The following is an 11388-nucleotide window of genomic DNA, read 5'->3' on the forward strand; positions in this document are numbered from 1 at the left end:
CTTTTGCACCTGCTCAAAATAATAAGCGAAAAGCTAAGCGAGAGACCATCGATGAATGACTTCTCACTTGCAAATGCTTTTTAAGGGATGACTATATAGAATTAGGTGAAATGCTTTATCAGGTCTGCTTGCCATTCTGTTATGTCACTGTGAGCCTCTGACTGGGCAGAACTTGTGCTTATGACCTTTATATGTTTGTGGTAAGCTATGACTCTGTCTATAATGGAGAGAATAGCATTCTATTTTTTACGCATCAGGCCTGAAACAGGAGAAGCCAATAAAGTGGAGAGTCAGAAGAAATTTGCTTCTTCTCCTCATTTGGTATCTCCTTTTTCTCGCCCTTTTGGCTGTTGAACACAAACAAGAGTTCTACCATCTGTGGGAACGAGTTCTCGACATACAAATTTATGGTTTGCTAATTAGACGAAGCAGATGTGTAAAAAACTCTTCTTCTGAATGGGATTATTGATAAAGTTTAGTGTATTATTATAAATAACCACCTAACAAAAAACAACCATGATTTGCACCTGTCTCAAAGCAGGAGAAAACCATGACTGTACACTAAGCTGCTTGGGAATGCAGGCAGCTATGCTTGAGGGCGGATAGGACTACTTTTTTTGTACTTCGGGTTGGATGAAATCCATAAAGCACAAACCGGCCAAAGCCGTGCCGTATCGCTTCTCGATCGTGATACCCTCGGTGATGAAGTTCAGCTCTCCGAGGTAGTATTGGCTGTAGGTCTTCTGGTGCAGATCGTTGATAACGCGGATCAGACGGGATTCCAGCTCTTCGATACGGTAGCGTCCGCTGACCTCGCAGACGAGACCTCCGGCTTTCTCGTCGAAATTCTCATCCTTGTACATCCATGCATACACCACTCCGGCCGAAACGAATTCGTCCTGATAACCGTGCGATACGGCCATGATCGTTTTCAGCTCGGAGCCGAAAGGCGGCAGGTCTATTTCGTCCATTGTGACCAAATGAGCCGTCGCAGGCAGTACGGAGGAGTACGTCATGATATTGAAGTCCGAGATCCCGGCGTCGAACAGAGCCATATGATACGAACCGGCATGCAGTTCCAGATCAGACTCACCACTACCCTTGGTAATGAAAAAAGTGTTGGGGATGAGATTCCCTACAAGTTTGCTCATTTTTGTAATTGTCCTTGATATGTTGTTAGTACTTACACTGTTTCGTCCTGCAAAGATAGGATTATTTCGTCTATATCCGATGAAGGGTTATCGCTCTTTTCCCCTTGTAAATTTGCGGAAGTAAGTCCTGTTTTTTTATATGACATGGTGGTGATCCGATTTGTTCGATCTTGCTTTAAGAGCGAAGACTCGGAGATGTACTGAAAGCAGTGTGCTCCCCATGGAAGAATGTCATCCGAATTTCGTCGAAATTACGTGCCGAAAAAGTTTTCAACAACGAAGAAGAGTTTGGCATGATTCTAAATAAGCACTTAAAAAGAGCCGGATTTTCATATAAAAAAGAAGAGAAAACAGGCTCCTTGTGATCTGAATCTGCTTTTCCGGAGTTTGGATCACGATTTATATATAAATCATTTTCGATTTGTATATAAAACGATTTCAATTTATATATAAATAGTTTTCTATAAATATAGAAATCAAAAGTGATTTGTATATAAATCGTAGCCTCCGAAAGGTTGCTTTGAAGGTCGGAATAAAAGAGGCACCCACCCGAAGTTCGCGACCGAACTCGGATGGGTGCCTTGTATCGCAGGTGGACTGCGCCGTGATTATTCCACTTTATTTTTCATCGAGGTATACTTTTCTCCTATGTGCTGCAATCGTGTGATATAGGACAAGATAGGATAAGCCGAAAGGGCCGGTGCAGTGTGTGAGGAAGTCGGATACATGTCTAATATATTTTTGTCATTTATGTCCTGTAATTATATTCATACGATAGGGCTTTCGGATGCCATGTATTTTTGCCGATGTAAGCCTTATCGAATACAAAGGTAGAAAAAGAACCGAACAGTGGATAGGCTGATGTCGCTACAGCACTGACCAATGGTACTGTAGCGAAGGAATCCGAATGAAAATGAGCTACATATAAAAAAAACTGTAATTTTGCATCGTGATAGGCGGTCTCATCGTTGGTGGAATCCGCAATCACGTTGAGTAATAATTATTGTTTTTAAAACGAGAAAAGAGATGAAAAAAATTCTTGGTTTCGCCATGTTGAGCGTTGCATTGGTTGCTTGTGGCGGAAATAAAAATGAGCAGGATGCTGCTGCCGATAGCGCACGTATTGCTGATTCTATAGCACAGGTAGAGGCTGCGGCTGCTGCCGATGTAGAGCGCTTTGTAGGTACCTATACAGGCCTTATTCCTGCTGCCGATGCAGAGGGATTCGATGTTAAGTTGGTATTGAATGCAGACAAAACTTTTGCTCTGGAAGAAGTAGCCAAGGGTGGAAAAGAAGAAGGTTTCGGATCTACGAATAGCGGTGCTTTTACCATTAGTGGCGATACGGTATCTCTTGCAAGAGAAGGAGAGGTTTCTCCTCTTCGGCTTGTGTTGAATGCGACTGCCGATTCGTTGCAGTACGATGGAGTTCAGGATGAGAAGATGGCTCCTTTCTACGTATTGGCCAAGCAGAAATAATCAAGATTCCGACAGAAAGGCCGCTTTAGGCGGTCTGCCCTAATAATGAAAGGGTTGTGAATATGGTTTTATCCATCGTCACAACCCTTTTTCTTTACAGTAGGATTCTATCAAAGAGAAAAGATCCTACTCCAATCTTTCACTAAGAGGTCTAAGGTTTTTACGGCATTGGCAGGGCTTGTACTCGGCATGAGCAGACGACGAATGGAGAGAGTTTCGGGGAAATGCTTTCCGAACATTTTCTCTGCTTTTTGGCCGTTGAATGCGATTGTGTGCAGATGAGGATTTCGTTCGATCAGTGAGCCTATGTCATTGGGCACTTCGTCGCAGATCTGAATATCCGCACTTCCCTTGCGAATAGCCGAATGGGCTACATCCCACAGACCGATATGTGCCGAAAGCAACATCTCGGTTCGTCCTGCATAGTCATCGGGTAGGGACTTGCCCAGCAGTTTTGCCATCAAAGGCCAAAAGCGGTTGCGAGGATGAGCATAGTATTGTCCCCTGCGAATAGATTCGTCACCGGGCAGACTGCCCAATATCAGAATCTCTAAATGACCATCCTCGATGGGTGGGAAAGAATACTTTTGTCCGCAATCCATACCTAAGACAAGACTTTACTTCTTGTTGGTCATGATATTGAGCACGAGGGTATCGGTGGCGTTCATGCCATCCCGGCCTATGCTTGTGAGGTTGTCGATGCTTTGGTCTACATCGTCATCCACGATCCCCTCGTTGCTGGTCACTACCTTTTTCTCCATGGCCAGCAGTGCAGAGAACATGGCAGAACTGACTCCGCTGGACACTTTCATACTACAGCTCGGCTTGGCTCCATCGCAAAGCATGCCGGTGATATTGCCGATCATGTTTTTGATGGCAAATCCGATTTGCTCTTTAGTACCTCCCATCAGATAAGTGAGTCCGCAGCTCGATCCCGTTGCCGCTACGACACAGCCACACAGAGCCGACAGACGCCCCAGCTTCTGCTTGATGTAGATCACCATGAGATTGCTCAAGACCAAAGCCCTTACCGTTCTTTCGTGATCGGCTTGCTCGTCCTCGGCAAATGAAAGAACGGGCAATGTGGCCGTAATACCTTGATTGCCACTGCCGGAATTGCTCATGACTGTTACCGGAGCACCATCCATACGTGCATCGCATGCCGAGCTTGTATAAGTAAGCATGCGGGTAAGAGAGCTGTCACCAAGATAGCGGCGTCCCAGAGAACCTTGTATCATTCGTCCTACGGCATGGCCATAGTTTCCCTTCATGGAGACTTCGCTGGCATGTCGATTGAGGCGAGCAGCTTCCAAGATGAATTCGATCTCTTCCGTAGGTGTATTCATTGCAAAGTCGTATACCATCTCGAAGGATAGTGTGATGTCCTCCTCCGAATCCAATGATGCGCTGTCGTTCTTGTCAGTCGCATCATGCCGACTATCGATGACGGCTTGGCCATTGTGTGCAGCATAGATGATATTGGTATGGATCTTCTCGATTATCGTAGATGCCGATTCGGAACCGGCCGACATATTGATTTCGATGTACAATTTGTCTATATCACCCTGTTTGACAGCTACTTGTATAATCTTACTATCGACGATTTTCTTGGCTTCCTCCAGCTGTTCCGGTGCAATTCCATCAAGCACTTTGAGTTGTTTGGTCGGGTCTGCTACCACGATCCCAAGGGCTATGGCTATCGGCAGTCCGATCATTCCTGTTCCCGGGATACCTACGCCCATGGCATTCTTGAGCATATTGGGGCTGAGCAGTACCTCTACATGGTCCGGTCGTTGGTCCATGAGCGAAGCAGCTTGAGCAGCAGCAAGGGCAACGGCAACCGGCTCGGTACAACCTGTGGCCGGAACTACTTCTTTCTTAATGAGACTGATAATTCGTTGTTGGGTTGGTGTATCCATTTTGAAAGTGATATTGAAAAGGCTCTTTGGACTGGCTTATTCTTGATTGTTAATTCTTCTCCTCGGATTCGGCGTCTTTGTGATCCGATGTGTACAATATGGCACTGGTAGCACCCATCGTAATCACATCGCCGTCGTTCAGTCTGCACCATTCTTTTTTGTCCAGAAGACGTCCTCCGACAAAAGTGCCTACAAGACTATCATCGTCGGCAATCGAATAAAGAAATGATCCGTCTTTTTTCGGGGTTACTCGCAGTATGCAGTGGTGCCGTCCCATACTTGGATCGCTTGTCAGCACTGCAATGTCCACCACCGAGTCTTTGTTGCGACGTCCTATCCCGTTGTCTCCTTCTTTGAGTGCAAACTCTTGTCGGTATCCGAATACATTTTCCAATACGACGATGTATCCGTGGCTTCGGTCGAGCTCCTGCTCCAATTCTTGTTCCTCCTGCACTGTTTTGTGATTGCGTGAACTGTCGGATGTGCTTACCAGCCGAATGCGCAACTGATGACAACAATGCGGACAGAGCAACGACAAAGAACCGTTCGGAGATGTCTGAGAGAGAGTTTCACGGCTGATCGTGATAGGACCGTCACACTTCGGACAAAAGACTCTTTTCATTAAAAAGACGTTATTTTCTCGTGTGCAAAAGTAATCATTGTTTATGTACCCCAAAAAGAAGAGACTACGGCGCATAAAAACAAAAGTTAGGGTACTAAACTGAATAGCCTGTGATAGTGGTAATGTGAATAGTTTGTCCCTATAAACGAAAAGCCTCCGCTCATTTACCAGCGGAGGCTTCTCGTTATTGATCGTTTTTTCTTTATTGTATTCGTGGCTCTTGTATCTTTTTTCAGAAAGATATAGAGGCTGAAAGAGTGCTTATACCCTTCTCAATCTGGCCATTTTGAGAGCCGTAACGGCTGCTTCTGTGCCTTTGTTGCCATGTTTTCCTCCGGCACGCTCCTCGGCTTGAAGCATGGTTTCCGTGGTAAGCACGCCAAAGATGACAGGTACAAAGCCGTCAACATTCAATTGGGTGATTCCCTGGGTTACGCCTTGGCAGATGTAGTCGAAGTGCGGTGTGTCGCCTCTGACTACACAACCGATAGCAATTACCGCATCCACTTCATGCTGTTCTGCGAGGTATGCACTTGCATAGGTAAGTTCGAATGTGCCGGGAACGTGCTGTACGATAATATCCTCTTCTGTTACATCGTGCTTCAAAAGGGTAGCGATGGCCCCTTTCATCAGAGCTTCTGTGATATTGCGATTCCATTCAGCAACGGCAATTCCTATACGAAGTCCTTTGCCGCTGGGGACACTTTCGTAGTCGTAGTCGGATAGATTATGATAAGCTGTAGCCATATTTTGGTTTTGTCTAATGAGTTGTCCTGAAAAAAAGGCATCCATCCCAGCATGAGACAGATGCCCTTCTTATTTTGTTGTTTGATATTATTATTTCGCTCCTTTGGATTTTACGCGTATGATGTCTGCTTCTACTGTGTTGGCTTCCATCGAGGTGTAGTATTTGTCTTTTACCTGCGTGTAAGCAGCGAGAGCTTTGTCATATTGCTTGAGTTCTTCATATACGCGACCAGCTTTCACCAAACAGCCCGGAGTGATGGCATCGTTGGAAGCTGCGGCAGCGGCTTTCTCGAAATAGCCCACTGCTTCTTCGTACTTTTTGAGCTGTACGTAGCAGTCGCCGATCAGGCGAGTAATGGAAGGTGCTACCATATTTTCTTTGGCAGAGAATCCTTTCAAATGATCAATGGCTTGCTGATATTCTCCGAGGTTGTAGTAGCAAATGCCGGCATAGGCTTTTGCCAGATTGGAAGCATCCGAACCGGAGTATTTCTTTATTACTGCGAGCAGTCCCATTTCGTTAGTGCCATTTCCGTTTAAGGCTACGCTATCCAGTTCCTGAATGAATTTGTCTTCGGCAAGGTATGCCTTGGCAGCAGCTTCACGAGCTTTAGGTTCGCTGACGAAACGTTTGTAGGCAAAAAAACCTGCCACAATGATAAAAACGCCCAAAATAACCAAGCCGATCTTGGTCATGTTCTTTTCTACGAACTGTTCCGAGCGTGAAACCACTTCTCCTACGTGGTTTTCTGGTTGTTGATTTTCTTTTTTAGCCATATGATGGAATAGTTATTTATTTCTTTTCAGTCGCACAAAGGTACGCGTTTGACTGTGATATACAAATGTACGGTCTGAATAAATACGATATCTAATTGTTTGACGAAAACATTTCTTCCATTTCTCTGTATTCCGACGCTTACTTAATTAGGCTGTTGGACGACTCGAAAGAGAACTACTGCCAATCTACTAATCCGGTCTTCACGGCATACCGTATCAGTTCGGCTGCATTGGAGAATCCTAATTTGCGCAGAATGTTGCTACGATGTGTCTCTACGGTTCGGTAGCTGAGATGCATTTTCTCTGCAGTCTCTTTGGCCGAATAGCCATCGCATAGATACTGGACTACTTCTTTTTCGCGCTCAGTTAACTCGCAAGATTCCTGCGACTTCTTGCTCTTTTTCGCTGAGCGATCTGCCGAGCGAGATAGACAAATGTCCAGAATCATCTTGGAAACGCTCTTGCCATAGAAATGACTGCCGGTGGCTACGGTACGAATGGCATTTTCTATATCGTTGGTTTGAGCTGTTTTGCACATGTATCCTTCTACATCGATTTCCAACAGCTCGTTGACTGTTTTTTCTGACACTTCGGAAGACAGTATTATGATCTTAATAGAAGGGTATAGTTTCTTTACCTTCCGAGCAAGATCTACCCCATTGCCATCGGGAAGCCAAATATCCAGTATGATGAGTTCGGGAGCTTTCTCTTCTTTCAGAAAAGTTTCCATCTCTTCACAAGAACCGCACTCGCCTACAATCTCTGCCAAACCTTGTGTTTGGGAGATGGTGGCGCGCAAACCTATCCGATAGAGTTCGTGGTCATCCACGAGTAATATACTGATCATAGTTATATATGTTTAAGGCGAGGTGAGGACGAAGGAGAATATCGAACCCTTGCCTTGCTTGCTATCAATGCATAATTTGCTTTTGTTCCTTTCGAGCAGACCTTTGCAGATGATCAATCCCAATCCACTTCCTTTTTCGCCGTTGGTGCCTACGGTAATCTTATTGTTTTTGTCGGATTCGAGGATGTCGTTTATTTGTTTTTGACTCATGCCTATTCCCTGGTCTGAGATTGAAATTTTTACTCCTCCTTGAGTCTTTCTTTCTTCCACTCGGATCAGTATCATATGACCTCCTTTGGAGAATTTGATTGCGTTGCTAAGCAAGTTGCGAACGACCGTGTTGATCATTTGTAGGTCAGCACGTACAATACATCTTTGCGGTGCGTCCAACTGTAATTCGATGCCTTTATTATGAGCTGAAATGGAGTGAAGGCTGATTGCTTTCTCGATATTTTCAACAATGTTGAAGTTCACAAAAGTGGTCACGAGGTTGCTTAGTTGGATATTCGCCCAATCAAGCAGATTTTGCAAAAGAATGAGTTCGGAAACCACGCTGTCTCGAATAGAAGACAGCATGCTGCGAGTTGGGGCATCGTAATCGGATTGGGGGGTAAGCATAGCGTCGAGAGCCATTTTCTGTGCAATTACAGGACCTTTGATGTCGTGGGATATGATGGATAGAAGTCTGTCTTTGGTGTCATTCATCTCCCGGAGTCTCTTATTCTGTTTGTGTCTCCTCCTTATTAGAATAAAGAGGATAGAGATAATGCATGTCATCAGAATGCATATCAGGATGAAGGCGAATTGCAGTCTGCGCACAAGTCTGAGCTCTTGATTTTTTAATGCAATTTCGGATTCTTTCTCTTTGCTTTTGAAGCGAACTTCGAATTCAGATACTTTTTCTTTCATCTGCCTGGATGCGATCGAATCAGATAGTGCATTCGATCTTTTCAGGCATTCGTATGCCAAGGAGTATAATCCATGGTCGGCATATAAGAAGCTGGCTAAGTCAAGTATACACAGTCTGACCTGATCATATCCAGTTTGTTGTGCTAAATTCTCTGCGATTGTCAGTAATTCGTTTGCTTTTCCGTATAGGCTATGATATGCATAGTAGTAAGCTAAATGTGCGTGACATAGAGCTTGGATCTCCACGTTTTTTGTCTTGGAGGCTATCTCCAATGCTTCGATCAAGGGTTTGAAACTTTCTTCTATCTTATTCTGATCGATCATAATCGTGCCGATATTCATAAGGCTATTGCACATACTGGCACTATCTGCATTGGCACGCTCTATCTTAAGTGCTTTTTCATAATAGGAGCAAGCCGATTCGAAATCTTTTTTTTTCTGGTATATATTGGCTATGTTGTTATAGGCGATGGGGATACCTGTTTCGTTTTTCATGGTTTGCGCTATTTCCAGAGCGCGTTGATAGAAAGTCAGAGCATCATCCCACTTTTCCTGAAAGAAGAATATGATACCCATTTGCATATAGGTACGACCGGCGATTGTATCGTTAGGGTTGCCTTTAAGCAGATCTATTGTTTCCTCAAGGGCTGTTATTGCACTGCTATAGCGACCGGCATAAGTGGACATACTGGCATACTCCAGAAGAAGCTCCGGAATATCTTGAACCAAACCTGCATCTCGGGCGAACTTAATAGCCAATGAGTATGCATCGGCAGCTGTTCCGACATTGTGGTCTTTTTTGAGCTGTTCGCCCAACTTTTCATATCTCTTTTTCTTCTCTGCTGCAGATAGAGTGAGGTCAGAAGCGGTTTTGAAAAGAGAATCTACATTAATCTCTCTCGCGGAGAGTGGAAAAGCGGCGGGGAGAATAAGTATCAGAATAATCAGTTGGATACGTATATTCATAATATGCGTTATATTTCGTCGGCAAAAATAATATTTTTTGATAACTGAGCTCTATAATATAAAGCTTGTTTCCTTGTGGCCTATCTGTCCGTTTCTGCTTTCAAGGCCTTTGCTTAGAGCAAAAGTAGTCTTCCGAAGTCCGAAAAACTTTTTAGTTCTTGTCTTTTTGTGTTTTTGACTATTTAATAGGGTGTAGTTGTATAAATTGGATAATTATATGGGACAAAACTATATTTCAGTCATCCGTTATCAGAAGGACTGACGAAAGAGGGAGCATACTCGTTTAGGGTTGGCTTATTACTGCTGCAGTTGTTTTCAGAGCTTCTCATCTGACTTTTGAGTTTGAACAAGCTGGTTCATTTACTGCTTTTTCTGCAAATCCTTATTTTTGTCAACATTATGACCGAGAACAAGACATATACCGAGGCGATGACACGCCTTGAAGAGATAGTCCGTATTATCGAACACGACAGCCCCGATGTGGATGAGCTGACCAAACTGGCAGAGGAGGCTATTGCGCTGATTGGTTTCTGCCGAGAGAAACTCACCGTAGCTGATAAGCAGATCGAAGAACTCATGGCCAAGCTTTCATGAAAGAAAAACGCTATGCTCTGATCGTAGCCGGCGGGCAGGGACTGCGTATGGGGGCCGATTTGCCTAAGCAATTTCTGCTTTTGGCCGGACGGCCGGTATTGATGCACACGTTGATTCGCTTTGTCCCTCATGTCGATACTATAGTACTGGTATTGCCTGCTGATCATCATACTTATTGGCAAGATCTGTGCCGGAGGTATGACTTTGCTATCTCTCATCAAGTAGTTGCAGGTGGGGGCACTCGTTTTGCCTCTGTTCGGAATGGATTGGAGGTTGTGCCCAATGGTGTTTTGGTTGCAGTGCATGATGGAGTACGTCCTTTGGTCAGTGGCGAGACTATTGATGCTTGTTTCTGTGCGGCCGCAGCGGGAGGGGCTGCTGCTCCTTGTAGAGCTCTGCTCGAATCGCTTCGCTATTATGCCACTGATGGAAATTATGCTGTGGACAGGAGTCGCTACGTCACGGTACAAACTCCGCAAATTTTTCGTAGTGAGTGGTTAAAAGAGGCCTATCGGGAGCCATACGAAGAACGCTTTACGGATGATTGTTCGGTGTATGAACATCATTTTGATCGTCCCGTGGCATTGATTGAGGGCAATCCTGAGAATATCAAATTGACCACTCCTCTCGATCTTTCCCTTGCGGAACTGTTATTGACATCCTAATGCCTGATACGGGATCAAAGTTCCCGGAAACAATTTCCCCCTAATAATTACTTCCTGCATTTGACGCAACTTCAGACACTGATGTCGTCGTTGTCGCATGCGGTGCATGCGATATGAAAAACCTGGAGCAACATTATTGATTCGATAGGCTAACTCCCAAGAAAACACGGGCCCAAAATACTCCGATTTTGGCTCGTCATTTCTGAAAATATGACGTGAGAATTTTTTCGTTCCGGCGCGAGATTTTTTCCCTTCCGGAGCCAAAAGAAAAAAGTTTACGCGCCATGTTGACGTGTACTGAAAAAAGTTGACAGTTGGCGGGATCGTTCTACAATTGGTTTACCGGTTCTTTCTATAATTCTACTTTAGGTTGACAGCCCTTACCCTTAGGTCTAATTTCGGTTGACACGAGCAANGTCAGTAGGGAGAGATAGGCAAACCCATCTTGGTAAGCCACGTAGGTGATGTCTGCTACGAGGAGTTCCCCCGGCCTTTGAGGCACAAACTTAGGCTCCGTATTGAGCAGGTCTTCATACTTGTAGAGCCTATGCCGAGAGTTGGTTGTCCGAGGGCGCACAGACCGTTTGCGTAGCATCATACCATGGCGTCTGAGCAGGGCGCAAAAGCGATCGCGGCCAAGCGTGAACTTGGGGCCGAAGTATTGCCGACAAAGCACCATGAGCTCTCGGAAGCCGGCTTGGGGTAGGTGCTC

The 11388-nt window shown here is 44.9% G+C and carries 12 protein-coding genes and 1 pseudogene; 3 read left to right on the plus strand and 10 right to left on the minus strand.

Features of this window, described 5'->3' with window-relative positions; all coding sequences use genetic code 11:
- Positions 1-608: 608 nt before the first annotated feature.
- Positions 609-1151: a pyruvoyl-dependent arginine decarboxylase gene (locus tag HQ50_RS07825; RefSeq protein WP_018965330.1), complete on the minus strand. Its 543-nt coding sequence runs from the start codon at positions 1149-1151 to the stop codon at positions 609-611.
- A 1026-nt stretch (positions 1152-2177) separates the two neighbouring features.
- On the opposite strand from HQ50_RS07825, the gene HQ50_RS07830 reads away from it, so the two are divergent.
- Entirely contained in the window at positions 2178-2630 is a 453-nt protein-coding gene (locus HQ50_RS07830) for a copper resistance protein NlpE N-terminal domain-containing protein (protein WP_039429539.1), read from the plus strand.
- A 110-nt stretch (positions 2631-2740) separates the two neighbouring features.
- Here the strand turns inward: HQ50_RS07830 and HQ50_RS07835 are convergent, their stop codons facing one another.
- From HQ50_RS07835 to HQ50_RS07865, 7 genes are all read right to left on the minus strand, one after another.
- Positions 2741-3232, minus strand: a complete 492-nt coding sequence (locus HQ50_RS07835) for a DNA-deoxyinosine glycosylase (protein WP_039429541.1) — start codon at positions 3230-3232, stop codon at positions 2741-2743.
- A 15-nt stretch (positions 3233-3247) separates the two neighbouring features.
- Positions 3248-4549: a serine dehydratase subunit alpha family protein gene (locus tag HQ50_RS07840; RefSeq protein ID WP_039429542.1), complete on the minus strand. Its 1302-nt coding sequence runs from the start codon at positions 4547-4549 to the stop codon at positions 3248-3250.
- Between the two features lie 49 nt (positions 4550-4598).
- Positions 4599-5171 carry an FHA domain-containing protein gene (locus HQ50_RS07845; RefSeq protein ID WP_039429544.1) on the minus strand — a complete coding sequence of 191 codons (573 nt, stop codon included), beginning with the start codon at positions 5169-5171 and terminating at the stop codon, positions 4599-4601.
- 261 nt (positions 5172-5432) lie between these two features.
- Positions 5433-5918, minus strand: a complete 486-nt coding sequence (gene ribH, locus HQ50_RS07850) for a 6,7-dimethyl-8-ribityllumazine synthase (protein ID WP_039429545.1) — start codon at positions 5916-5918, stop codon at positions 5433-5435.
- 90 nt (positions 5919-6008) lie between these two features.
- Complete coding sequence (locus tag HQ50_RS07855; protein WP_018965337.1) at positions 6009-6695, minus strand: tol-pal system YbgF family protein; 687 nt, start codon at positions 6693-6695, stop codon at positions 6009-6011.
- 175 nt (positions 6696-6870) lie between these two features.
- Positions 6871-7542 (minus strand): response regulator, encoded by a 672-nt coding sequence (locus HQ50_RS07860; RefSeq protein ID WP_018965338.1) that lies wholly within the window; start codon positions 7540-7542, stop codon positions 6871-6873.
- A 12-nt stretch (positions 7543-7554) separates the two neighbouring features.
- Positions 7555-9417 (minus strand): tetratricopeptide repeat protein, encoded by a 1863-nt coding sequence (locus tag HQ50_RS07865; protein ID WP_052074922.1) that lies wholly within the window; start codon positions 9415-9417, stop codon positions 7555-7557.
- A gap of 399 nt (positions 9418-9816) precedes the next feature.
- On the opposite strand from HQ50_RS07865, the gene xseB reads away from it, so the two are divergent.
- Entirely contained in the window at positions 9817-10011 is a 195-nt protein-coding gene (gene xseB / locus HQ50_RS07870) for an exodeoxyribonuclease VII small subunit (RefSeq protein WP_026292245.1), read from the plus strand.
- Positions 10008-10676 carry a 2-C-methyl-D-erythritol 4-phosphate cytidylyltransferase gene (locus HQ50_RS07875; RefSeq protein ID WP_018965341.1) on the plus strand — a complete coding sequence of 223 codons (669 nt, stop codon included), beginning with the start codon at positions 10008-10010 and terminating at the stop codon, positions 10674-10676. The genes xseB and HQ50_RS07875 overlap by 4 nt, the downstream gene beginning before the upstream one ends.
- Here the strand turns inward: HQ50_RS07875 and HQ50_RS11465 are convergent.
- The gene (locus tag HQ50_RS11465) at positions 10662-10940 is read right to left on the minus strand and encodes a DUF1661 domain-containing protein (protein WP_080637696.1); all 279 of its coding nucleotides are present in this window, start codon (positions 10938-10940) and stop codon (positions 10662-10664) included. The genes HQ50_RS07875 and HQ50_RS11465 overlap by 15 nt on opposite strands.
- 154 nt (positions 10941-11094) lie before the next feature.
- Positions 11095-11388 (minus strand): annotated as a pseudogene (locus tag HQ50_RS10840) (IS3 family transposase); the annotation flags it as partial.

The sequence above is a fragment of the Porphyromonas sp. COT-052 OH4946 genome (assembly GCF_000765965.1).
GTDB lineage: Bacteria > Bacteroidota > Bacteroidia > Bacteroidales > Porphyromonadaceae > Porphyromonas > Porphyromonas gulae.

Bases quoted from the DNA above. Each gene is read 5' to 3' on its own strand.
- HQ50_RS07825 (WP_018965330.1), bottom strand. From the start codon at position 1,151: ATGAGCAAACTTGTAGGGAATCTCATCCCCAACACTTTTTTCATTACC.
- HQ50_RS07830 (WP_039429539.1), top strand. From the start codon at position 2,178: ATGAAAAAAATTCTTGGTTTCGCCATGTTGAGCGTTGCATTGGTTGCT.
- HQ50_RS07835 (WP_039429541.1), bottom strand. From the start codon at position 3,232: ATGGATTGCGGACAAAAGTATTCTTTCCCACCCATCGAGGATGGTCAT.
- HQ50_RS07840 (WP_039429542.1), bottom strand. From the start codon at position 4,549: ATGGATACACCAACCCAACAACGAATTATCAGTCTCATTAAGAAAGAA.
- HQ50_RS07845 (WP_039429544.1), bottom strand. From the start codon at position 5,171: ATGAAAAGAGTCTTTTGTCCGAAGTGTGACGGTCCTATCACGATCAGC.
- ribH (WP_039429545.1), bottom strand. From the start codon at position 5,918: ATGGCTACAGCTTATCATAATCTATCCGACTACGACTACGAAAGTGTC.
- HQ50_RS07855 (WP_018965337.1), bottom strand. From the start codon at position 6,695: ATGGCTAAAAAAGAAAATCAACAACCAGAAAACCACGTAGGAGAAGTG.
- HQ50_RS07860 (WP_018965338.1), bottom strand. From the start codon at position 7,542: ATGATCAGTATATTACTCGTGGATGACCACGAACTCTATCGGATAGGT.
- HQ50_RS07865 (WP_052074922.1), bottom strand. From the start codon at position 9,417: ATGAATATACGTATCCAACTGATTATTCTGATACTTATTCTCCCCGCC.
- xseB (WP_026292245.1), top strand. From the start codon at position 9,817: ATGACCGAGAACAAGACATATACCGAGGCGATGACACGCCTTGAAGAG.
- HQ50_RS07875 (WP_018965341.1), top strand. From the start codon at position 10,008: ATGAAAGAAAAACGCTATGCTCTGATCGTAGCCGGCGGGCAGGGACTG.